Origin of the sequence: Burkholderia sp. JP2-270 (genome assembly GCF_003233675.1) — a bacterium.
Lineage (GTDB): Bacteria > Pseudomonadota > Gammaproteobacteria > Burkholderiales > Burkholderiaceae > Burkholderia > Burkholderia pyrrocinia_C.
In genome coordinates this window covers 1334217-1356109 of record NZ_CP029824.1, presented here as the reverse complement: position 1 = coordinate 1356109, position 21893 = coordinate 1334217, and the positions used below count along the sequence as shown (strand labels likewise).

General features: G+C 68.2%; 18 protein-coding genes. 11 read left to right on the top strand and 7 right to left on the bottom strand.

The annotated features are described in order from the left end of the window. The first annotated feature begins 35 nt into the window (after nucleotides 1-35). Both DM992_RS06490 and lnt read left to right on the top strand, forming a co-directional pair. Complete coding sequence (locus DM992_RS06490; protein ID WP_034178974.1) at nucleotides 36-923, top strand: transporter associated domain-containing protein; 888 nt, start codon at nucleotides 36-38, stop codon at nucleotides 921-923. Between the two features lie 52 nt (nucleotides 924-975). Then, complete coding sequence (gene lnt, locus DM992_RS06485; RefSeq protein WP_111016156.1) at nucleotides 976-2667, top strand: apolipoprotein N-acyltransferase; 1692 nt, start codon at nucleotides 976-978, stop codon at nucleotides 2665-2667. A 78-nt stretch (nucleotides 2668-2745) separates the two neighbouring features. On the opposite strand, the gene DM992_RS06480 is transcribed toward lnt, so the two are convergent. Beyond that, the gene (locus DM992_RS06480) at nucleotides 2746-4401 is read right to left on the bottom strand and encodes a hypothetical protein (RefSeq protein ID WP_111016155.1); all 1656 of its coding nucleotides are present in this window, start codon (nucleotides 4399-4401) and stop codon (nucleotides 2746-2748) included. A gap of 322 nt (nucleotides 4402-4723) precedes the next feature. Here DM992_RS06480 and glyQ point away from each other — a divergent pair, with 322 nt between their 5' ends. From glyQ to DM992_RS06455, 5 genes are read left to right on the top strand one after another with little or no spacing between them, the layout of a single operon-like run. After that, on the top strand, nucleotides 4724-5728 hold the full coding sequence (glyQ, locus tag DM992_RS06475) for a glycine--tRNA ligase subunit alpha (RefSeq protein ID WP_111016154.1): 1005 nt from the start codon (nucleotides 4724-4726) through the stop codon (nucleotides 5726-5728). Between the two features lie 22 nt (nucleotides 5729-5750). Then, a complete protein-coding gene (gene glyS / locus DM992_RS06470) occupies nucleotides 5751-7850 on the top strand; it encodes a glycine--tRNA ligase subunit beta (protein ID WP_111016153.1) in 2100 nt (699 codons plus the stop codon). A 10-nt stretch (nucleotides 7851-7860) separates the two neighbouring features. After that, nucleotides 7861-8424, top strand: a complete 564-nt coding sequence (gene gmhB, locus DM992_RS06465; protein ID WP_111016152.1) for a D-glycero-beta-D-manno-heptose 1,7-bisphosphate 7-phosphatase — start codon at nucleotides 7861-7863, stop codon at nucleotides 8422-8424. 43 nt (nucleotides 8425-8467) lie between these two features. After that, a complete protein-coding gene (locus DM992_RS06460) occupies nucleotides 8468-9232 on the top strand; it encodes a lysophospholipid acyltransferase family protein (RefSeq protein ID WP_111016151.1) in 765 nt (254 codons plus the stop codon). A gap of 46 nt (nucleotides 9233-9278) precedes the next feature. Next, entirely contained in the window at nucleotides 9279-10166 is an 888-nt protein-coding gene (locus tag DM992_RS06455) for a SprT family zinc-dependent metalloprotease (protein WP_034179426.1), read from the top strand. A gap of 107 nt (nucleotides 10167-10273) precedes the next feature. Here the strand turns inward: DM992_RS06455 and gloA are convergent, their stop codons facing one another. Then, a complete protein-coding gene (gene gloA / locus DM992_RS06450; protein ID WP_031401084.1) occupies nucleotides 10274-10663 on the bottom strand; it encodes a lactoylglutathione lyase in 390 nt (129 codons plus the stop codon). A gap of 390 nt (nucleotides 10664-11053) precedes the next feature. On the opposite strand from gloA, the gene DM992_RS06445 reads away from it, so the two are divergent. Beyond that, the gene (locus tag DM992_RS06445) at nucleotides 11054-11989 is read left to right on the top strand and encodes a DMT family transporter (protein ID WP_111016150.1); all 936 of its coding nucleotides are present in this window, start codon (nucleotides 11054-11056) and stop codon (nucleotides 11987-11989) included. Between the two features lie 108 nt (nucleotides 11990-12097). On the opposite strand, the gene rsmA is transcribed toward DM992_RS06445, so the two are convergent. The 4 genes from rsmA to DM992_RS06425 are packed head-to-tail and all read right to left on the bottom strand — an operon-like array spanning nucleotide 12098 to nucleotide 17743. After that, nucleotides 12098-12925, bottom strand: a complete 828-nt coding sequence (gene rsmA, locus DM992_RS06440) for a 16S rRNA (adenine(1518)-N(6)/adenine(1519)-N(6))-dimethyltransferase RsmA (protein ID WP_111016149.1) — start codon at nucleotides 12923-12925, stop codon at nucleotides 12098-12100. 49 nt (nucleotides 12926-12974) lie between these two features. Then, on the bottom strand, nucleotides 12975-13961 hold the full coding sequence (gene pdxA / locus DM992_RS06435; protein WP_111016148.1) for a 4-hydroxythreonine-4-phosphate dehydrogenase PdxA: 987 nt from the start codon (nucleotides 13959-13961) through the stop codon (nucleotides 12975-12977). 11 nt (nucleotides 13962-13972) lie between these two features. Then, entirely contained in the window at nucleotides 13973-15331 is a 1359-nt protein-coding gene (locus DM992_RS06430) for a peptidylprolyl isomerase (RefSeq protein WP_111016147.1), read from the bottom strand. A 51-nt stretch (nucleotides 15332-15382) separates the two neighbouring features. Further along, nucleotides 15383-17743: an LPS-assembly protein LptD gene (locus tag DM992_RS06425; protein WP_111016146.1), complete on the bottom strand. Its 2361-nt coding sequence runs from the start codon at nucleotides 17741-17743 to the stop codon at nucleotides 15383-15385. A 223-nt stretch (nucleotides 17744-17966) separates the two neighbouring features. On the opposite strand from DM992_RS06425, the gene DM992_RS06420 reads away from it, so the two are divergent. Then, entirely contained in the window at nucleotides 17967-19016 is a 1050-nt protein-coding gene (locus tag DM992_RS06420; RefSeq protein WP_111016145.1) for a phosphotransferase, read from the top strand. Between the two features lie 22 nt (nucleotides 19017-19038). Then, nucleotides 19039-19758 (top strand): N-acetylmuramate alpha-1-phosphate uridylyltransferase MurU, encoded by a 720-nt coding sequence (murU, locus tag DM992_RS06415; RefSeq protein WP_111016144.1) that lies wholly within the window; start codon nucleotides 19039-19041, stop codon nucleotides 19756-19758. A 93-nt stretch (nucleotides 19759-19851) separates the two neighbouring features. On the opposite strand, the gene DM992_RS06410 is transcribed toward murU, so the two are convergent. Then, nucleotides 19852-21723 carry an ABC transporter ATP-binding protein/permease gene (locus DM992_RS06410; protein ID WP_111016143.1) on the bottom strand — a complete coding sequence of 624 codons (1872 nt, stop codon included), beginning with the start codon at nucleotides 21721-21723 and terminating at the stop codon, nucleotides 19852-19854. Here DM992_RS06410 and DM992_RS06405 point away from each other — a divergent pair. Further along, a complete protein-coding gene (locus DM992_RS06405) occupies nucleotides 21722-21886 on the top strand; it encodes an acyl-CoA hydrolase (protein ID WP_111016142.1) in 165 nt (54 codons plus the stop codon). The two genes, DM992_RS06410 and DM992_RS06405, sit on opposite strands and share 2 nt — an antisense overlap. Nucleotides 21887-21893: the final 7 nt, after the last annotated feature.

Sequence of the window (21893 nt, the reverse complement as noted above, 5' to 3'; positions counted from 1 at the left end):
GACAGCGCGCCCCGGCACGACCCGGGCGCACCACCATGAACGATTCGTATCCCAGTCGTAAGCCAACCGACAAACCGCAAGAAAAGCGCTCGCTCCTCGAGCGCCTGACCGACTTCATCTCGCCCGAGCCCGAATCCCGCGGCGAGCTGCTGGAAATTCTCCAGGACGCCCACGAACGCAACCTGATCGACGCCGATTCGCTGTCGATGATCGAAGGCGTGTTCCAGGTATCCGACCTGTGCGCGCGCGACATCATGGTGCCGCGTGCGCAGATGGACGCGATCAACATCGCCGACAAACCCGAGGATTTCATCCCGTTCGTCCTCGAAAAGGCGCATTCGCGCTACCCCGTGTTCGAGGAGAACCGCGACAACGTGATCGGCGTGCTGCTCGCGAAGGATCTGCTGCGCTTCTACGCCGAAGAAGAGTTCGACGTGCGCGGGATGCTGCGCCCGGCCGTGTTCATTCCCGAATCGAAGCGCCTGAACGTGCTGCTGCACGACTTCCGCGTGAACCGCAACCACCTCGCGATCGTCGTCGACGAATACGGCGGCGTCGCGGGCCTGATCACGATCGAGGACGTGCTCGAGCAGATCGTCGGCGACATCGAGGACGAATACGACTTCGACGAGGAAGCCGGCAACATCATCGCGGGGCCGGACGGCCGCTACCGCGTGCGCGCGCTTACCGAGATCGAACAGTTCAACGAGGCGTTCGGCACAGATTTCCCCGACGACGAAGTCGATACGATCGGCGGCCTGATCACCCATCATTTCGGACGCGTGCCGCACCGCGGCGAGAAGCTGCAGCTCGGCAACCTCGTATTCGAGATCCAGCGCGGCGATGCGCGCCAGGTTCATGTGCTGCTGGTACGCCGCAACCCGCTCGCCAGCCGTCGCGCCGAAACCTCGCACGAGGACTGACCGTCCCGCGCCAGCCGCGTCTCCTTCAACCGCTCGCCCACTTCCGCTTCACATGGACGATCCGATCCCGTCCCGCCCGGCTGGCGGCCTTCTCGCGCCGGCACCCGGCCGTGCGCTGCCGCGCTGGCACTACCCGGCCGCGCTGCTCGCCGGCGCGGCCAATACGCTCAGCTTCGCCCCGACGCCGCACGGCGGCTGGCTGCAGCTCGCCGTATTCGTCTGGTTTTTCGCGCAACTGACGCGCACGTCGAGCTGGCGCGGCGCCGCGCTCACGGGCGGCGCGTTCGGCTTCGGCAACTTCATCAGCGGCGTCTGGTGGCTCTATATCAGCATGCACGTGTACGGCGAGATGGCCGCGCCGCTCGCGGGCGGTGCGCTCGTGCTGTTCTCGCTGTACCTGTCGCTGTACCCGGCGTTCTCGGCCGGGCTGTGGTCGTTCTGCGCGGGCCATGCGTGGCATCGCCGCGCGCCCGACCCGCGGCCGTTCTCGCCGACCTGGCACGGCGCATTCGCGTTCGCGAGCGCATGGGCCTTCGGCGAATGGCTGCGCGGCACGCTGTTCACCGGCTTCCCGTGGCTCGCGAGCGGCTACCCGCAGGTCGACGGCCCGTTCGCGGGCTTCGCGCCGGTCGTCGGCGTGTACGGGATCGCGTGGGTGCTCGCGCTGTTCGCCGCGCTGGTCGTGCAGGCGCTCGCCGCCGCGCGCCCGTCGCCCGCGCGTGAAGGCAGCACCGCCGGCAACGCGCGCGTGCGCATCGCCGCGCCTGCCGGCGTCGCCGTCGCGCTCGTCGCGGCCGGCCTCGGGCTGTCGCAGGTCACGTGGACCGTGCCCGCGAACGCGCCGCTCACCGTGCGGCTGCTGCAGGGCAACGTGAAGCAGGACATCAAGTTCGAGCAGGAAGGCATCGACGCGGCGATCAAGATGTACCAGCAGATGATCGTCGAGAAGCCGGCCGACCTGATCGTCACGCCCGAGACCGCGATCGCGGTGATGATCCAGGAGCTGCCCGAGCCGTTCGCCGTCGCGATCCGCAAGTTCAGCGACACGACGGGTTCGGCCGTGCTGTTCGGTGCGGTCGGCGCGTCGGTGACCGAGGACGGCCGCTACGTCGACTATACGAACAGCCTGTACGGCGTGACGCCGAACTCGCGCGACATCTATCACTACGACAAGCACCACCTCGTGCCCTTCGGCGAATTCATCCCGTGGGGCTTCCGGTGGTTCGTCGACCTGATGAAGATGCCGCTCGGCGATTTCGCGCGCGGCGCGCCGGTGCAGAAACCGTTCCTCGTGCACAACCAGCCCGTGATGGCCGACATCTGCTACGAGGATCTGTTCGGCGAGGAAATCGCCGCGACGATCCGCGACAATCCGCAGCCGCCGGGCGTGCTCGTCAACGTGACGAACCTCGCATGGTTCGGCGACACGATCGCGCTCGACCAGCACCTGCAGATCGCGCGGATGCGCTCGCTCGAAACGGGCCGGCCGATGCTGCGCTCGACCAACACCGGGATGACGGCCGCGATCGACGCGCACGGCCGCGTGCTCGGCCAGTTGAAGCCGTTCACGATCGGCTCGCTCGACGTGCGGATCGAAGGCACGAGCGGCTTCACGCCGTATGTGACAAGCGGCAACAACATCGTGCTCGCGGTGTCGTTCGTGCTGCTCGCGTTCGGCTTCACGTTCGGGCCGGGGCTGCGCCGGCGCAACGGCCCGAAACACGACGACGACCGGCACGCATGACGCAACAGGCGGCCGCGTCGCGCTGCGCGGAGGCCGCCGCCGCGCGACGCGGCCCGCAACCGCAACGCGGTCGGCCGCTCAGGCCTGCCGGGCCGATCGGTCCGACCGAGCCGGCTGCACGGCCAGGCTCCGCAGATCGCGGCTCACTTCCGCCATCACCGGCTCCCACGCGCCGAAGGTCCGCTGCCGATACAGCATCGCGGTCGGATACCACGGGCTGTCCTTGCGTTCGAGCAGCCACGGCCAGTGCGGATTCACGTCGAGCAGCACCCAGGTGCGCGCACCGAGCGCGCCAGACAGGTGCGCAACCGACGTGCACACGGTGATCACGAGATCCAGCGCGCCGATGAACGCGGCCGTATCGTCGAAGCTCTTCAGTTCCGCCGTGAAGTCCTCGATCGCGAAGCCGGCTGCACGCGCCGCCGCGACATCCGCATCCGCGCCAGGCTGCAGCGAATAAAACGCGACGCCGTCGATCCCGCGGAACGCGTCGGCATAGCGCTCGAGCCCGACGCGCCGGAACGGATTGCGCTGGTGGCCCGCACTGCCCGTCCACACGAGCCCGACCTTCAGCCGGCGGTCGCCCGCGAGCCGCGCGCGCCATGCATCGCGCGCATCCGGATCGGCCCGCAGGTACGGCACCGACGACGCCAGCGTCGACGCTTCCATGCCCAGCATCAGCGGCAAGCCGATCAGCGGCACTTCGTAATCGAATGCAGGCAGCGCGTCGACACCGCCGCCCGCACCGAACGCGTCCGCCTGCGCGCCCAGGCTGCGCTGCATCAGCGTGCCCACCTGCGGGAACGTATTCCACGCGAGCCGGCCACCCTCGCGATGCACGCGCTCGGCGAGCGGCGTGACGAAGCGGCAGAACTGCAGCACGTCGCCGAGCCCCTGCTCGCCCCACACGAGCAGCGTCTTGCCCGCGAGCGGCTCGCCCTGCCAGCGCGGGCCCGGCAGCGCCGGCCGGCGGCCGCGCAGCTCGCCCGCGCCGTCCCAGCGCGCCTCGTGGCCGCGCCAGCCGGCCGCGTGGTTGCCGCGCACGAGCTGGATGATCGCGAGGTTGAAACGGAACGACGCGTCGTCGGGCGCCAGCTCGCACGCACGCGCCGCATAACGCTCGGCGTCGTCCCAGCGCTGCGCCTCCTTCATCGCCATCGCGACGTTGTTCATCGCGAGCGCGTTGTCGGGTGCGAGGTCGGCGAGCCGCGCGGCGCACGCGAGCGCGCCATCGAGGTCGTGCGTGGCGAGCCGCGCGACGACGAGGTTGATCCACGCCTGCACGTCGCGCGGATCGGCGTTCACGGCCGCGTCGAGCAGCGCGATCTCCTCCGCGCGGTCGCCGCCCGACAGCCGCAGCGCGATCGCGAGGTTGTTGCGCAGCGACGGCCAGCCGGCATCGGCCGCCAGCGCCGCACGGTACGGCGCGACCGCGTCCGCGTGACGGCCGGCCATCTGCAGCGTATAGCCGTGACTGAAGTGCGCGGCCGCGCCCGGCTGCACGCGCGCCGCACATTCGGCGAGCGCGAGCGCATCGGCCGTGCGCTGCCGCGCAACGAGCGTCGATGTGAGCTGCGCGAGCGCATCGGCGTCGACCGCATGCAGATGGGCGGCTGCGGCGAGCCATAGATCGTGCGCGGCGCGCTCGCCGCGCGCCTGCGCATCGGCGGCCTGCCGGAGCAGCGCGAGAAACGGCGGAAGCAGCGGAATGAGGATGTCGGTCGGGTCGTCCATGCGATCGGAGCCTGCAAGCGGTGACGCGGCACGCGTCGCGCGAACCGCAATACGCGCATCTTAACGCCCGCGCGAAGCGGCGCGGCACGCGCGCCGCGACGGGCCGTATGCGCCCGCGCGGAGCGCACGGGGCCACGCTTGCGCAGGCCGCAGGGAGCGGGCCGGCGGCGGCCTCGCCCGCGTTCCGGCCGCATCCGGTCGCCGATCCGGTAAAATTACGCGTTTCAGCACACTAACAAGCCGCGCCGCCGCGCGAGCCGACCCTCCGGGCCCCGCCCGGAGCGCCGCCCGCAACGGAGCGCCAGCGCCTCGAAGGCTCTTCATGCTTACGTTTCAGCAAATCATCCTGACGCTGCAGTCCTACTGGGACAAGCAGGGTTGCGCCCTGCTCCAGCCCATCGACATGGAAGTCGGCGCGGGCACGTCGCACGTCCACACGTTCCTGCGCGCGGTCGGCCCGGAGCCGTGGCGCGCCGCATACGTGCAGCCGTCGCGCCGCCCGAAGGACGGCCGCTACGGCGAGAACCCGAACCGCCTGCAGCACTACTACCAGTACCAGGTCGTGCTGAAGCCGGCGCCGGAGAACATCCTCGACCTGTACCTCGGCTCGCTCGAAGCGCTCGGCTTCGACCTGAAGCAGAACGACGTGCGCTTCGTCGAGGACGACTGGGAAAACCCGACGCTCGGCGCATGGGGCCTCGGCTGGGAGGTGTGGCTGAACGGGATGGAAGTCACGCAGTTCACGTATTTCCAGGAGGTCGGCGGCCTCGAATGCAAGCCCGTGCTCGGCGAAATCACGTACGGCCTCGAGCGCCTCGCGATGTACCTGCAGAAGGTCGAGAACGTGTACGACCTCGTGTGGACCGAGTGGGAAGAGCACGGCCCGAACGGCCCCGAGCTCCGCCGCCTGTCGTATGGCGACGTCTACCACCAGAACGAGGTCGAGCAGTCGACCTACAACTTCGAGCACGCGAACGTCGACCTGCTGTTCACGTTCTTCAACAGCTACGAAGCGGAAGCGAAGAAGATGATCGACGCGCAGCTCGCGCTGCCCGCGTACGAGCTCGTGCTGAAGGCCGGCCACACGTTCAACCTGCTCGATGCGCGCGGCGCGATCTCGGTGACCGAGCGCGCGGCGTACATCGGCCGCATCCGCGCGCTGTCGCGTCTCGTCGCGCAGGCTTATTACGACTCGCGCGAGAAGCTCGGCTTCCCGATGCTCGGCAACCCGCCGGGCGTGCCGGGCCTCACCACCGACGCCCAGGACGCCGCGCAGCCGGCATGGGCGCCGCCGCTCAAGGTCGAACGCAAGATCGACCAAGACTGACGAGACGAGATTTCTTCCAAACATGACGCACAATCATCCCGCTTCCCTGCTCGTCGAACTGCTGACCGAAGAGCTGCCGCCGAAGGCCCTCGCGCGCCTCGGCGACGCATTCGCCGAAGGTCTCGCGCAACGCCTCGCGGCGCGCGACCTCGTCGAAGGCGAACTCGTGTTCGAACGCTACGCCACGCCGCGCCGCCTCGCCGTCGTCGTGCAGAACGTGCGCGCCGTCGCACCTGAAAAACAGGTCCGCGAAAAGGTCCTGCCCGTGTCGGTCGCGCTCGACGCCGAAGGCAAACCGACGGCCCCGCTCGCGAAGAAGCTCGCGGCGCTCGGCCACCCGAACCTGTCGATCGCCGATCTCGAGCGCGCGCAGGACGGCAAGGCCGAAGCGTTCTTCATCAACTATTCGGCGGCCGGCGCGACGCTCGCCGACGGCCTGCAGGCCGCGCTCGACGAAACGCTCGCGAAGCTGCCGATCCCGAAGTTCATGACCTACCAGCGCCCGGACGGCTCCGACGTGAAGTTCGTGCGCCCCGTGCATCGCCTGACGGTGCTGCACGACGATCGCATCGTGCCCGTCACCGCGTTCGGCATCGACGCCGGCGACACCACGCTCGGCCACCGCTTCCTGTCCGACGGCCTCGTCGCGATCCAGCATGCGCGCGCCTATGCCGACACGCTGCGCGACAAGGGTCGCGTGATCGCGCACTTCGCCGACCGCCGCGAAACGATCCGCACGCAACTGAACGAGCACGCGAACGGCGACACGGTCGTGATGCCCGAATCGCTGCTCGACGAAGTGACGTCGCTGGTCGAATGGCCGGTCGTCTATCCGTGCCGCTTCGAGGACGAATTCCTGCAGGTGCCGCAGGAATGCCTGATCCTCACGATGCAGACCAACCAGAAGTATTTCGCGCTGACCGATATCGGCGGCAAGCTGCGCTCGCGCTTCCTGATCGTGTCGAACATCGAGACGAAGACGCCGGACGAGATCGTCGAAGGCAACGAGCGCGTCGTGCGCCCGCGCCTCGCCGATGCGAAGTTCTTCTTCGAGCAGGACAAGAAGAAGCCGCTCGCCGACCGCGTGCCGCTGCTCGCGAACGTCGTCTATCACAACAAGCTCGGTTCGGCGCTCGCGCGCGTCGAGCGCCTCGAGGCGCTGGCCGGCGAGATCGCGCCCGCGATCGGCGCCGACGCCGTGCACGCGAAGCGCGCCGCGCGCCTCGCGAAGGCCGACCTGCTGACCGACATGGTCGGCGAATTCCCGGAACTGCAGGGCACGATGGGCACGTACTACGCGCGCCACGACGGCGAAGCCGACGACGTCGCGCTCGCGTGCGCCGAGCACTACCAGCCGCGCTTCTCCGGCGACGCGCTGCCGACCACGCCCGTATCGACCGCCGTCGCGCTCGCCGACAAGCTCGAGACGATCGTCGGCATCTGGGGCATCGGCCTCGCGCCGACCGGCGAAAAGGATCCGTTCGCGCTGCGCCGCCATGCGCTCGGCGTGCTGCGCCTGCTGCTCGAGAAGCAGTTGCCGCTCGATCTCGTGTCGCTGCTGCGCACGGCCCACGCGCGCTTCGAAGGCGTGCCGGGCGTCGCCGAAGCGACCGATGCGATCTTCGCGTTCTTCATGGATCGCCTGCGCGGCCTGCTGCGCGAGCGCGGCTATTCGGCCGGCGAAGTGGACGCGGTACTGAGCCTGAACCCGACACGCGTCGACGATCTCGTCGCACGCCTCGACGCGGTGCGCGAATTCACGCTTCTCGTGGAAGCCGAAGCGCTCGCGGCCGCGAACAAGCGGATCTCGAACATCCTGAAGAAGTCGGAAGGCGGCGTGAACGGCGCGGTACAGCCGGCGCTGCTCGTCGAAGCCGCCGAGAAGGCGCTGCACGAACAGCTCGCGGCCGTGACGCCGCACGTGCAGTCGCAGCTCGAGGCGCGTGCATACACGGGCGCGCTGTCGGCGCTCGCCGCGCTGCGCGCGCCGGTCGACACGTTCTTCAACGACGTGATGGTCAACGCGGAAGATCCCGCGCTGCGAGCGAACCGACTCGCGCTGCTGTCGGCGCTGCACCAGCAGATGAACTGCGTCGCCGACATCTCGAAGCTCGCCGCATAAGGGCCGCACGATGCCGACCAGCCCCACCCGAAAGCTCGTCGTCCTCGACCGGGACGGCGTGATCAACGTCGATTCGGATGCGTTCATCAAGACGCCCGACGAATGGATCGCGCTGCCCGGCAGCCTCGAGGCGATCGCCCGGCTCAATCATGCGGGCTACCGCGTGGTCGTCGCGACCAACCAGTCCGGCATCGGTCGCGGGCTGTTCGACATGGCCGCGCTCAACGAGATGCACCTGAAGATGCATCGCGCGGCGGCCGCGGTCGGCGCGCGCATCGACGCGGTGTTCTTCTGCCCGCATACGGCCGAGGATCACTGCGACTGCCGCAAGCCGAAGCCCGGCATGATGCAGATGATCGCCGAGCGCTTCGAGATCGATCCCGGTCACACGCCGGCCGTCGGCGATTCGCTGCGCGACCTGCAGGCCGGTATCGCGGTCGGCTTCCAGCCGCACCTCGTGCTGACCGGCAAGGGCAAGAAGACGCTCGCTGCCGGCAATCTGCCGCCCGGCACGAAGGTCCACGACGACCTGCGCGCGTTTGCGCTCGATTTCCTTTCACACGAACACGAGTGATGCGGCTGCCGCGCGCATCCTCCCCAACACCAGACTCACGCCGATGCGCTTCGTCCGCTCCCTGCTGCTGCTGATCTACTTCATCCTGTATACGGTGCCGTACGCCACCGCGTGCTTCATCGCATTCCCGTTCATGCGCCCCGATGCGCGCTACTGGATGGCGGCCGGCTGGTGCAAGTCGACGCTGTGGGTCGTGCGCTGGCTGAACGGCATCCGCTACCGGATCGAAGGGATGGACAACCTGCCCGACGGGCCGGCCGTGCTGCTGTCGAAGCACCAGTCCGCGTGGGAGACGCTCGCGTTTCCGGCGCTGATGCCGAAGCCGCTCTGCTACGTGTTCAAGCGCGAGCTGCTGTACGTGCCGTTCTTCGGCTGGGCGCTCGGGCTGCTGCACATGGTCAACATCAACCGCAAGGAAGGCAAGAACGCGTTCAACTCGGTGATCCGCCAGGGCAAGAAGCGGCTGTCGGAAGGCGCATGGATGATCATGTTCCCCGAGGGCACGCGCACGCCGGTCGGCAAGCAGGGCAAGTACAAGACGGGCGGCGCGCGCTTCGCGATCGAAACCGGCACGCCCGTCGTGCCGATCGCGCACAATGCAGGACGGGTGTGGCCGCGCAACTCGTTCATGAAATTCCCGGGCGTCGTTACCGTGTCGATCGGCAAGCCGATTCCCGTCGACGGGTTGACTCCCGACGCATTGAACTCGCAGGTCGAAGCATGGATCGAAGCGGAAATGCGCCGTATCGATCCCGATGCGTATCGTCAGGCGGGCAATGCCGGCACGCGCGATGCCGCGCGAGTCTGAATCCCGCGGATTGCAGCCGTTGCGTACGTCAAAAAGAAGCGAACTGATGAAACAGCGTCCGCGGCCACGGCCAGCCGTCGTGGCTCTCGATCATCGCCAGATGGATCTGCCGCTCTTCGACGGGCCGGCCGCCGCACCGTCGGCGCCCGCCACGCCGCCGGCCCCGCCTGAGGCGGCGCCCGCCGCACCGCTCGATCCGGGCCCGGCGCCCGACCGCTCGCGCGTGCGCACGTTCGCACTCGACAGCCGCGTGCTCGAATACCGCCTGAAGCGCTCGGCGCGCCGCACGATCGGCTTCACGATCGACGGCAGCGGGTTGTCGATCACCGCCCCGCGCTGGGTCACGCTCGCCGATATCGAAGCCGCGATCTCCGAGAAACAACGCTGGATCTTCGCGAAGCTCGCGGAGTGGAAAACGCGCACCGAGCAGCGCGCGCTGCCGCAGATCGACTGGCGCGACGGCGCGCAGCTTCCGTATCTCGGCAAGACGGTGACGATCGCGCTCGGCGCGGGCGCCGTCGGGTTCGACGCCGATGCGCTGCGGCTGTCGTTGCCGCTGCCCGCGCAGGCCGACATGCAGCAGATCAAGGACCGCGTGCAGGGCTGGCTGCAGGGCGAGGCGAAGCGGATCTTCGGCGAACGCCTCGCGGTCTACGCGGAAAAGCTCGGCGTCACGTATTCGATGTACGCGCTGTCGTCGGCCGCGACGCGCTGGGGCAGCTGCTCGAGCGACGGCAAGATCCGCCTGAACTGGCGGCTGATCCATTTCCCGATGTCGATCGTCGACTACGTCGTCGCGCACGAACTGTCACACCTGCGCGAGATGAACCACAGCCCGGCCTTCTGGCAGACCGTCGAATCGATCTTCCCCGAGTTCCGCGAAGCGCGGCACACGCTCAAGCATCACCCGCCCGAGCTGCTGCCGTCGCTGTAACGCGCAGCGTTGCCCCATCAACGCGAACGGGCGATGCGGGTCACCCCGCACCGCCCGTTCGCACCGCCGCCGCGCGCATCGCGCGCCGCGGCCTGTTCATCCGGCGCTCAGTGCGCCTTCTTCTGGATGAACTCGATCTTGTAGCCGTCCGGATCCTCGACGAAGGCGATCACGGTCGTGCCGTGCTTCATCGGCCCCGCTTCGCGCGTGACCTTGCCGCCTTGCGCCTTGATCTTCTCGCACGCCGCGTAGGCATCCTCCACCGCTACCGCCAGGTGGCCGAAGCCGTTGCCGAGATCGTAGGACGGCGTGTCCCAGTTGTGGGTCAGCTCGATCACGGTGCCCGTGCTTTCGTCTTCGTAGCCGACGAATGCGAGCGTGAACTTGCCTTCCGGATAATCCTCGCGACGCAGCAGCTTCATGCCGAGCAATTCGGTGTAGAACTTGATCGAGCGGTCGAGATCGCCGACTCGCAGCATCGTATGCAGCAAACGCATGTTATGTACTCCTGTGGGGACTTTCCAGAACCGGAAACTCTACCAGAGTCGGGTGAAACTCGTCGGGGACGCCCAGTCGGGGACGCCTAGTCGGGGACGCCCAGTCGGGGACGCCGTGCCTGGGCGGCCGATACAGGGCATCGATCCTATACCCGAGCACGGGGGTACGCCGGCAGAACCGGCCGCACACTCGACGCGCCCCCTTCAGGCCGGCCGATCGGGTAACATCCTGCCACTTCGCACCAAAATCGGGCATGCGGCCCGCCGCCCGAACGCGACCACTCTCCCAACCAGCCACACTGCCGTGCGAAACCGCCGATTCGAGCGCGCCGAACGCGCCGCCCCCCCGATCTCGCTGCTGCTGCCGCATCGAATCAGCGAGGCCCGCCGATGACCACGCTTGCCGCCACGCCCATGCGCCGCGCGCTCGACATGCGCGCGGTCGGCCTGATGCTGTTGCTGTGCGCGATCTGGGGCTTCCAGCAGGTCGCGATCAAGAGCACGAATGCCGCCATCGCGCCGATGTTCCAGGCCGGACTGCGCTCGGTGATCGCCGCGCTGCTGCTGTGGGGTTGGGCCCGCGCGCGCGGCACGCCGCTGTTCCACGCGGACGGCACGTTCGGCGCCGGCCTCGCTGCCGGTGCGCTGTTCGCCGGCGAATTCGTCTGCGTGTTCTTCGGGCTGACGCTGACAAGCGCATCGCACATGGCGATCTTCCTGTACACGGCACCCTGCTTCACCGCGCTCGGTCTGCACCTGTTCGCGCCGGGCGAACGGCTGCAGCGCGCGCAATGGGCCGGCGTCGGCCTCGCGTTCACCGGCATCGCACTCGCTTTCGCGGACGGCTTCCTGACGCCGCGCGCGCCCGGCGCATCCATGCTGGCGGGGCTGGCAGGCGACGCGCTCGGCATTCTCGGCGGCGCGATGTGGGCCGCGACGACGGTCGTCGTGCGTTCGACGGCGCTCGCGCGCGCAAGTGCGAGCAAGACGCTGTTCTACCAGCTCGCGGTGTCGGCGGTCGTACTGGTCGCGCTCGCCGCGCTGTTCGGCCAGATGTCGTTCGCGCATGTGACGCCGGTCGCGGTGGCAAGCCTCGCGTACCAGTCGGTGATCGTCGCGTTCGTCAGCTACCTGTCGTGGTTCTGGCTGCTGACGCGCTACAGCGCGTCGCGGCTGTCCGTATTCACGTTCCTGTCGCCGCTGTTCGGCGTCGCGTTCGGCGTGCTGCTGCTCGGCGAATCGGTCGGCTGGCGCTTCATGTCCGCGGCCGCGCTCGTGCTGACCGGCATCGCGCTCGTCAACGCGCCGCCGCGCAAGCGGGCGTGACGGCAGGCGGCAGCCGCACATGCGAAGAAAGGCACGAGCGCAATAAAAAAGCTGCCCCGCGGGGCAGCCTCGTCGCGACATCCGGTGGTCCGGCCCGCGCCATGCGCGTTACCCGGCCTTGCGCACCGCCGCGAGCGTCTGCGCGACGCCGACGTATTCGGCCACGCTCACGTCCTCCGCACGGCGCGCGAGATCGAAGCCGAGCGCATCGAAATCGATCGTCTCGCGGTAGTCGCCGAGCGTATTGCGCAGCATCTTGCGGCGCTGCGAGAACGCGGCGGTGACGATTTCGCCGAGCAGCACCGGATCGACGTCCGGCAGTTCGTGCGGCTCGTACGGAATCATCCGGACGATCGCCGAATCGACCTTCGGCGGCGGCTGGAACGATTCCGGCGGCACGTCGAGCATCTTTTCCATCACGTAGCGGTACTGCAGCATCACCGACAGCCGCGAAAACGCCTTCGTGCCCGGCTCCGCGACCATCCGTTCGACGACTTCGTTCTGCAGCATGAAATGCTGGTCGATGACCACGTCGGCGAACGTCATCAGGTGAAACAGCAGCGGGCTGGAAATGTTGTACGGCAGGTTGCCGACGATCCGCAGCGACGGCTTGCCGCCGGGCGCCGCGAGCGAACCGAAGTCGAACGCGAGCGCGTCGCCCGCGTGCAGTTCGAGCAGCGCGCCGAAGCGCTGCTGCAGGCGCCCGATCAGGTCGCGATCGAGCTCGACCGCGTGCAGCGGCGCCTCGGGCGTCGCGAGACGCTCGATCAGCGGCCCGGTCAGCGCGCCGAGCCCGGGGCCGATCTCGACCATGCGCTGGCCGCGCGCGGGACCGATCGTCGACACGATCGAATCGATCACGCCGTGATCGACGAGGAAGTTCTGCCCGAAGCGCTTGCGCGCGAAGTGGCCTTGGTGCTGTCTGCTGTTCGACATCGACTCAGTAAAACGAAAAATACGACGAATGGGGTGAGGTCGGGCCGCGTCAGGCCGCGCGGCGATGGCGCGCCATCGTGACGGCCGTATCGAGCGCGGCGACCATGCTGCCCGGATCCGCGCGGCCCGTGCCGGCCAGATCGAGCGCGGTGCCGTGATCGACCGACGTGCGGATGATCGGCAGCCCGAGCGTCACGTTGATGCCCTCGCCGAACGTCGCGTACTTCAGCACGGGCAACCCCTGGTCATGGAACATCGCGAGCACGCAATCGGCATCGGCCAGATGGCGCGGCTGGAACAGCGTGTCGGCCGGATACGGGCCGCGCGCGTCGATACCCTGCGCGTTCGCGCGGGCCAGCGCCGGCGCGATCACGTCGATCTCTTCGCGGCCGAGATAACCGTTCTCGCCCGCGTGCGGGTTCAGGCCCGTCACGAGGATGCGCGGCGCGGCGAGGCCGAAGTCGCGCCGCAGGTCGCGATCGATGATCGCGAGCGTCTCGACGAGCCCGTCGATCGTCAGCGCGGCCGACACGTCCTTCAGCGGCAGGTGCGTAGTCGCGAGCGCGACGCGCAGCGGCTTGGCGCCGGTGCCCGCCAGCATCATCACGACACGCGGCGTATGCGTGCGCTCGGCCAGGTATTCGGTATGGCCGGTAAACGGCACGCCCGCATCGTTGATCGTGCTCTTCTGCAGCGGCGCGGTAACGATCGCGTCGTACCGGCCTGCCAGCGCACCGTCGATCGCCGCGTCGAGCAAGTCGAGCACGTACCGGCCGTTCGCTGCGTCCAGCTTGCCCGCCTGCACGGGAGCGGCGAGCGCGTGATGCGCGACCGACACCTGCCCGCCGGCGAGCGTTGCCGGGTCCGCGCCGACCGCCGCCGCCCGTGCGTCGAGCAGCGCAGCATCGCCGAGCACGGTGAAATGCGCGTCGGGCCAGCGCTGCGCGGCATCACGCAGCGCCTGCACAGTCAGCTCAGGGCCGACGCCCGCGGGTTCGCCGGTCGTGATCGCGATCTGCAGCGCGGGCGTGGTCATCGGAAGCTCGTTCAGTTCGCCGGGCCGGCGCCGCCGATCTTGTACTGCACGTACGACGAGTCGCGCAGCTCGCGCAGCCAGTCGGCATATGCCTGCTCGGCCTTGCGCTGGCCGATCGCCTGACGCGCGATGTCCATTTGCTGCTGCACCGAGCCTTCCGCCTCGCGGCGGCTCAGCACCTGGATCAGGTGGTAGCCGTACTCGGTACGAATCGGCTGGCTGATCTGGCCGTCCTGCAGGTTGTTCATCGCACGCTCGAATTCCGGCACGGTTTCACCCGGGCTGATCCAGCCGAGATCGCCGCCCTGCGACGCCGAACCGTCCTGCGAGTAGGTGCGCGCGAACTTCGCGAAATCGCCGCCGGCCTCGACCTGGTTGCGGATGTCGGCCAGTTGCTGGCGCGCCTGCCCTTCCGACTTGCCTTCGCCCACGCGCAGCAGGATGTGGCGCACGTGCGTCTGGACGATCTTCGGCGCCGCTGCGGAAACGCCCTGACTCTGGCGGCGGTCGACGAGACGCACGATCTCGAAGCCGTCCGGCACGCGGATCAGCGTCGGGTTGACCTGGCCCGGGCGCAGCTTCGACGCGGCATCGACGACTTCGGCCGGCAGCGCGCTCGGCGCCTTGAAGCCAAGGTCGCCGCCCTTCTTCGCGTCGTTCGCTTCGGAGTTGTTCTTCGCGAGCCGCTCGAAATCGGCGCCCGACTTCGCTTGCTGCAGCAGCGCATCGGCCTTCTTCTGCGCGGCTTCGATGTCGGCCTGCGGCGCGTTGGTCGGCGCCTTGATGAAGATGTGCTGGAAGCGCAGGTCCTGCTGCTGTGCCGCGTTCGGCCCGCGCTGGCTCGCGATGTAGTTCGCGACCTCGGCGTCCGACACGGTGATCTTGCCGTCGACCTCGCGCTCGCGCAGCTTCGACAGCATCAGCTCGGTACGCGCATCGCTCGTGAAGATGCTCCAGGGCACGCCTTGCGACTCCAGACGCGCGCGGTACTGCTCGAGCGTCATGCCGTTCGCTTGCGCGAGACGCTGCAGCGTCGACTGCACGGTCGCATCGTCGACGCGGATCCCGTCGTCCTTGGCCTTCTGCACCTGGATCCGCTCGAGCACCATCTGGTTCAGCACCTGTGCGCGCAACTGGTCGGCCGGCGGCACCGGCGCGTTCTGCTGCTGCAGACGGCGCGCGATCAGGCCGACGCGCTGGTCGAGTTCGCGGCCCGTGATCACGTCGTTGTTGACGACCGCGACGACTTCGTCGGCGAGCTGCGCACCTCGCGAACCGAGCGCCTGAGCCGCGGCCGGCGCGGCGGCGAGCAGCGCGGCGGACGCGGCGAGGCTGGACACGACTGCCGCGAAACGAAGGGTTTTCTTCATTGCCACTGATACTCCATTGAAATCGTGCTGACCGGTGCAGACAAGCCGGCGTTACTCGTAGTTGCTGAAGCGGGACATCGGCGGCGGCGGCGGCGGCAGCGGCGTATAACCCGGCACCCCGGCGCGGAATGCGGACACGAGGCCGTTGTCGACCGTCGACAAGCCCTTGAGCGTCAGTTGCATCATGAAGCGCGTCGACGAGTTCTGCTGTCCCGACGAATTTATGCCGTTCGCCGCCCGCTGCACCCCGACCCCGAGCGCCCAGCAATCCGCGTCGTATTGTAAGCCGAGCAGACCGTCGACCACGCGATCGCCGGCGAGATCGTAGTTGAAGCGGCCGATCGCATACAGGCGGCGCGTGAGCGGCCACTGCGCGGACACCAGGAACTGGTTGATCGGCTGGTTGTCGAGCGTGGTGTTCGCGCGCGTGTAGCGGTAGCCGACGTTGATCACGCGGCGCTCGCCCGGGCTGTAGCCGAAACCGATGCTCGACTTCACGAGCTGGTTGTTGTTCTGGTTGTACTGGAACGCCGTCTCCGACATGAAGCCCGAGCCGAGCTTCAGCGCGGCGCCGACGATCAGGTCCGAGTGGCGTGCCTGCACCGCGGTCTGCCCGGAATTCAGCGTGACGCGCTGATCGGCGAAGTAGTACTGCTGCGCGATCACGAAGCGCGCACGCTCGTCGCCGGTGCGCGGATCGATGAAGCGCGACGTGAGGCCGGCCGTGATCCGGTTCGCATCGGCGATCCGGTCGTTGCCGACGAACGTGTTCGGCTGGTAGATCTCCGCGAGGCCGAAGTCAGATTCCGCGGTGTCGAACAGCGGCGCGTTCGACTGGTCGCGATACGGCGTGTACACGTAGTACAGGCGCGGCTCGAGGGTCTGGATGAAGTCCTGCCCGAACAGGCGCACCGAGCGGTCGAAGATCAGGCCCGAGTCGAAGGTCACGGTCGGGATCGACTCGGTGAAGCGCTTCGGATTGTTCGGCGTGCCCGACGACAGGTGGCTCAGGTCGTACGACGCGAAGTGGTACTGGACCTTCGGCACGACGAAGTAGCCGGGGCCGTACACGCCGTATGCGATGTACGGGTTGAAGACGATCCGGTCGCCTTCGGTCGCATCGGCCGTCGTGATGCGGAACCGCGAATAGTCGGCTTCCGCGCCGAAGTCGAAGCCGCCGACGTTGTACTTCGTGTACTTCACGTTCAACTGCGGCTCGCGGCTGTACGGCGCGATCGACGGCGGCAGCGTCTGCCAGTGCTGGTAACGCGCAAGCACCGACCACGGGCCGTTGTTGTACGTGAGGCCGGCTTCCTGCTGGTACAGCGTCTGCGTCCCGTTGATGAACTGGTTCGCCGAACCGAGATCTTCGGGATAGGTGTTGTCCGAGACCTTGTTGTAGTAGACGTAGCCGCCAAAGCCGCCGCCGAAGTTCTGCTGGTGCTGCCAGTAGATCGCGTAGCGGTTGCGGTGCGCGAGCCGGTCATCCGGCAGGTAATTGGCCGTCAGCGTGCCCGAATACGACGGCGACAGGTAGCGGAACGTCGCTTCGGCCATCACGCCGCGCCGCGAGATGATGCGCGGCGTAAGCGTCAGGTCGCGGTTCGGCGCGATGTTGAAGTAGTACGGCAGCGACAGCTCGAAGCCGTTGTTCGAGTTCATCGAGAACGTCGGCGGCAGCAGGCCGCTGCGCCGCTCGCCCGACAGCGGGAACGTCAGCCACGGGCTCGCGAAGATCGGCACGCCCTGGAAGAACAGCACGCCGTTGCGCGCGGTGCCTTCGTCGGCGCCCGTATCGAAGTCGAAGCGGCTGCCCTTGATGTACCACGCGGGGTTCGTCGAGCACTGGCACGCCGTGTACGTGCCGTTGACGAACACCGAGCGCTCGTTGTCGACCATGTCGACGCGCTCAGCGCTGCCCGACCCGCCCGTCACGTTGAAGTGGTACTTCGGCGCCGTCATGAAGCCCTGGTTCGCCTCGATCTTCAGATGCGCCTCGGGGCCCGCGAACGACGTGCCGCCATTGACTATCCTGACCTGGCCGTACGCATCGGCCATGTCGGTATCCTGATCGTAGTGGATCGCGTCGGCCTTCACGACGGCGTCGCCGCGCCGCAGTTCGGCCGAACCCTTCGCGGCCAGATCCTGCTCGGCCGTGCCGCTCGTGTGGTCGGCGATCACGAAGGCGGCCGGCTTCGCGCCGTCCTTCAGCGGATGATCCTCGAGCTGGGGTGCGAGACGCAGATCCCACGGCGAGTCGAGCGGCTGCGGCTGCGCAGCCGCGCCCGACAGCTGCGCGTACGACACGGCCGGCACGAGGCCGGGCACGGCCAGGAGCGCGAGCGCGAGCCGCCGTTTGCGCGGCGCCCCGTCACCGGGGAAAACATTCGGGAATAGCGGTTTGGGCGGCATCTATCGTTTGGCGAATCGCCCCTTGTCAACCGCGCCTTCACGGCACACTCGCGCACGGCGGGCCGCGCCGTCGAACCGCGACTGCGGCTGAGCGCAAACCGGGGAGGCGATCGGGCGGACGGCGCGACAGGCAGCGGGCCTGTACGGCGGAAGCTGACGCAGGGCGCGTCAAAAAAGTCGTGGGGTATTATATGGCAAGACGTTCCCCCCTCCCCCGAGTTTCATGACGCCCCCATCCGCCGCATCCCAGCCCGACGCCCGCCTCGAAGCACTCACCGCGTGGCTGCGCCCGCTCGCCGGGCGCTACGCCCTTGACCTGTCGACCCTCGCGCCAGCGTCGTCGGACGCCAGTTTCCGTCGTTATTTCCGCGTCGCGTCGGCCACGAGCGCCGGCGGCACGCTGATCGCCGTCGACGCGCCGCCGCCCGAGAAGTGCCGCGAGTTCGTCCAGGTCGCGCAGTTGCTCGCCGCGGCCGGCGATCACGTTCCGGACATCCTGGCCCACGATTTCGATGCGGGCTTCATGCTCGTGACGGACCTCGGCCGCACGTCGTACATCTCGGTGCTCGATCCGGCCGACCCGGCCGCCGCGCGGCCGCTGATGCGCGACGCGCTCGACGCGTTGATCCGCTTCCAGCTCACGTCGAAGCCCGACGTCCTGTCGCCGTTCGACGAAGCGTTCCTGCGCCGCGAAATGGAGCTGCTGCCCGAATGGTTCGTCGGCCGCCACCTCGGCAAGCCGGTCACCGACGCGATGCGCGGCACGCTCGAGCGCACCTTCGCACTGCTGGTCGCCAGCGCGCACGCGCAGCCGCAGGGTTTCATGCTGCGCGACTTCATGCCGCGCAACCTGATGGTCTGCGAGCCGAACCCGGGCGTGCTCGATTTCCAGGACGCCGTCTACGGGCCGCTGACGTACGACGTCGTGTCGTTGCTGCGCGACGCATTCATCAGCTGGGACGAGGAGTTCGAGCTCGACTGCTTCGCGTATTACTGGGAAAAGGCGAAAAAGGCCGGCCTGCCGGTCGATCCGGATTTCGGCGAGTTCTACCGTCAGCTCGAATGGATGGGGCTGCAGCGCCATATCAAGATCCTCGGCCTGTTCGCGCGCATCAATTACCGCGACGGCAAGCCGCACTACCTGAACGACCTGCCGCGCTTCCTCGCATATGCGCGCAAGGTCGCGCTGCGCTACCGCCCGCTCGTGCCGTTCGCGAAGCTGCTCGACGAACTCGAGGGCAACGCGCCGGCCGACGTGGGCTATACGTTCTGACTGTCCTGATACCCGGCCGAACATGAGCGACACCCTGACCACGGCGATGATTTTCGCCGCCGGGCGCGGCGAACGGATGCGCCCGCTGACCGACACCCGCCCGAAGCCGCTGCTCGAAGCGGGCGGCAAGCCGCTGATCGTCTGGCAGATCGAAGCGCTCGCACGCGCGGGCATCGCGACGATCGTGATCAACCATGCGTGGCTCGGCGAACGGATCGAGGCCGCGCTCGGCGACGGCTCGCGCTGGGGCGTGCGGCTCGCGTATTCGGCCGAGGGCGAAGCGCTGGAGACCGCCGGCGGCATCGCGCAGGCGCTGCCGCTGCTGGAACACGACGGGCGCTCGACGGTGTTCGTCGCGGTGGCCGGCGACGTGTTCGCCGAGTTCGATTACGGGAAGCTCGCCGCCCCCGCCGCGCGCATGTCGGCGCTCGACGCGCCCGCGATGCATCTCGTGATGGTGCCGAATCCGTCATTCCATCCGTCCGGCGACTTCGTGCTCGGTGGCGACGGGCGCCTGTCGCTCGACGGCGGCGAGCGCGTCACGTTCGGCAGCATCGGCCTGTACGACACGCGGATGTTCCGCGATCTCGCGCCCGGCACGCGACGCGCACTGACGCCGTACTTCCGCGCGACGATCGAAGCCGGCCGCGCGAGCGGCGAACTGTACGAAGGCATCTGGGAGAACGTCGGCACGCCCGCGCAACTCGGCGAGCTCGACGCGCGGCTGCGCGCCGCGGGCTGACCGGACGACGGACGGCACGGCACGACGCCGCATCGTGCCGTCCGCGCGCCCTCCCAACGGACCGCTACGCGCCACCGCGCGCAGCATCGCCGCTCACGCGGCCTCGGCCTCCTCCCCGCCCGCCGCCGCGCGCTGCTGCTGCAGCGCCCACATCTGCGCATACAGCCCGTCCGCGCGCACGAGTTCGTCGTGCGTGCCGCGCTCGACGATCCGTCCGTGATCCATCACGAGGATCTGCTGCGCATGCACGACCGTCGACAGCCGATGCGCGATCACGAGCGTCGTGCGATGCCGCGCGATCTGGTCGAGCTCGTGCTGGATCGCGCGTTCCGAACGCGAATCGAGCGCCGACGTCGCTTCGTCGAACAGCAGGATCGGCGGATCCTTCAGCAGCGTGCGCGCGATCGCGACGCGCTGCTTCTCGCCGCCCGACAGCTTCAGTCCGCGCTCGCCGACCGGCGTGTCATAGCCCTTCGGCAAGCTTTCGATGAAATCGTGGATATGCGCGGCGCGCGCGGCCGCGACCACCTCGTCGCGGGTCGCGGTCGGCCGGCCGTACGCGATGTTGTAGTAGATCGAGTCGTTGAACAGCACGGTGTCCTGCGGCACGATCCCGATCGATGCGCGCAGCGAATCCTGCGCGACGTCGCGAATGTCCTGGCCGTCGATCCGGATCGCGCCGCCCGCCTGCCGGTCGAGATCGTAGAAGCGGAACAGCAGGCGCGACAGCGTTGACTTCCCGGAACCGCTGTGACCGACCACCGCGGTCGTCGTGCCCGCGTCGATCGTGAACGTCACGTCGTGCAGGATCGACCGCGCCGGCTCGTACGCGAAGTTCACGTGCTCGAAGCGCACCTGCGCGCCGGCCACCGCGAGCGGCCGTGCGTCGGGCAGGTCCGCGACTTCCTTCGCGGCCGACAGCAGCCCGAACATCCGGTCCATGTCGGTGAGGCTCTGCTTGAGCTCGCGATAGACGACGCCGAGAAAGTTCAGCGGGATATAGAGCTGCAGCATGAACGTGTTGATCAGCACGAGATCGCCGAGCGTCAGCTTGCCCGCGAGCACGCCTTGCGTCGCGCGCCACAGGATGAACACGAGCCCCGTGCCGATGATCGCCTGCTGGCCGAAGTTCAGCACCGACAGTGAGTTCTGCGAGCGGATCGCGGCCTTGCGGTAGCGCTTCAGGTTCTCGTCGTAGCGCTGCGCTTCCCACTCCTCGTTGCCGAAGTACTTCACCGTCTCGTAGTTGATCAACGAATCGATCGCCCGCGCGTTCGCGCGCGAATCGAGTTCGTTCATCGTGCGGCGGAAGTGCGTGCGCCAGTTGGTGACCTTCACGGTGAACACGATGTACGTGACCAGCGCGGCGAACGTCACGTACGCGTAATAGGCCTCGTACTTGATCACGAAGAAGCCGAGCACGAGCCCGACCTCGACGAGCGTCGGCAGGATGCTGTACAGCGAATACGAAATCAGTTGCTGGATGCCGCGCGTGCCGCGCTCGATGTCGCGCGACATGCCGCCCGTCTGGCGCTCCAGGTGAAATCGCAGCGACAGCCCGTGCAGGTGCCGGAACACCTGCAGCGCGAGCTGGCGCACCGCGCTCTCGGTGACCTTCGAGAACAGGATCTCGCGCAGCTCGGTAAACAGCGACGTCGACAGCCGCACGAGCGCATACGCGACGACCAGCAGGCCGACGCCGCCCGCGAGCACGATGCCAGCCGACTGCTCGGCGCGGCCGAGCGCGGTGAGCTGCTGCACGTAGGACAGGTGGTCGACGATGCGCTTCATCACGACCGGCACGCCGAGGTTCGCAACCTTCGCACCGATCAGGCAGGCGAGCGCGAGCGCGACGCGCCATTTGTAGGTGGTCAGGTACGGCAGCAGCGACCGGATGGTCTGCCAGTCGTTGCGGTGCCCGGTCGAAGCCGGCGCGGGCTCGCCGGAAGCAGGAAATCGGCGCATGGGGGAAGGATCGGCGGCGGTGCCGGACGCGTGCATCGGCGGCCGGCTCGCCCGCTTTCTCGTACAATTTGCGAACGTTGTATTGTCGCAGAAGCCGCTTCGCGCCGCTGCCGGCGCCCTTGCCGGCCAGCCTGCGCGCGGCGGCGAATTTATTACAGGATGAAAGCTCC

Coding starts and splice junctions, on each gene's coding strand:
- murU (WP_111016144.1), top strand. CDS start 19,039: ATGAGCGACACCCTGACCACGGCGATGATTTTCGCCGCCGGGCGCGGC.
- DM992_RS06410 (WP_111016143.1), bottom strand. CDS start 21,723: ATGCGCCGATTTCCTGCTTCCGGCGAGCCCGCGCCGGCTTCGACCGGG.
- pdxA (WP_111016148.1), bottom strand. CDS start 13,961: ATGACCACGCCCGCGCTGCAGATCGCGATCACGACCGGCGAACCCGCG.
- DM992_RS06490 (WP_034178974.1), top strand. CDS start 36: ATGAACGATTCGTATCCCAGTCGTAAGCCAACCGACAAACCGCAAGAA.
- DM992_RS06455 (WP_034179426.1), top strand. CDS start 9,279: ATGAAACAGCGTCCGCGGCCACGGCCAGCCGTCGTGGCTCTCGATCAT.
- DM992_RS06430 (WP_111016147.1), bottom strand. CDS start 15,331: ATGAAGAAAACCCTTCGTTTCGCGGCAGTCGTGTCCAGCCTCGCCGCG.
- rsmA (WP_111016149.1), bottom strand. CDS start 12,925: ATGTCGAACAGCAGACAGCACCAAGGCCACTTCGCGCGCAAGCGCTTC.
- gloA (WP_031401084.1), bottom strand. CDS start 10,663: ATGCGTTTGCTGCATACGATGCTGCGAGTCGGCGATCTCGACCGCTCG.
- gmhB (WP_111016152.1), top strand. CDS start 7,861: ATGCCGACCAGCCCCACCCGAAAGCTCGTCGTCCTCGACCGGGACGGC.
- DM992_RS06445 (WP_111016150.1), top strand. CDS start 11,054: ATGACCACGCTTGCCGCCACGCCCATGCGCCGCGCGCTCGACATGCGC.
- DM992_RS06480 (WP_111016155.1), bottom strand. CDS start 4,401: ATGGACGACCCGACCGACATCCTCATTCCGCTGCTTCCGCCGTTTCTC.
- DM992_RS06460 (WP_111016151.1), top strand. CDS start 8,468: ATGCGCTTCGTCCGCTCCCTGCTGCTGCTGATCTACTTCATCCTGTAT.
- DM992_RS06425 (WP_111016146.1), bottom strand. CDS start 17,743: ATGCCGCCCAAACCGCTATTCCCGAATGTTTTCCCCGGTGACGGGGCG.
- DM992_RS06420 (WP_111016145.1), top strand. CDS start 17,967: ATGACGCCCCCATCCGCCGCATCCCAGCCCGACGCCCGCCTCGAAGCA.
- DM992_RS06405 (WP_111016142.1), top strand. CDS start 21,722: ATGGGGGAAGGATCGGCGGCGGTGCCGGACGCGTGCATCGGCGGCCGG.
- glyQ (WP_111016154.1), top strand. CDS start 4,724: ATGCTTACGTTTCAGCAAATCATCCTGACGCTGCAGTCCTACTGGGAC.
- lnt (WP_111016156.1), top strand. CDS start 976: ATGGACGATCCGATCCCGTCCCGCCCGGCTGGCGGCCTTCTCGCGCCG.
- glyS (WP_111016153.1), top strand. CDS start 5,751: ATGACGCACAATCATCCCGCTTCCCTGCTCGTCGAACTGCTGACCGAA.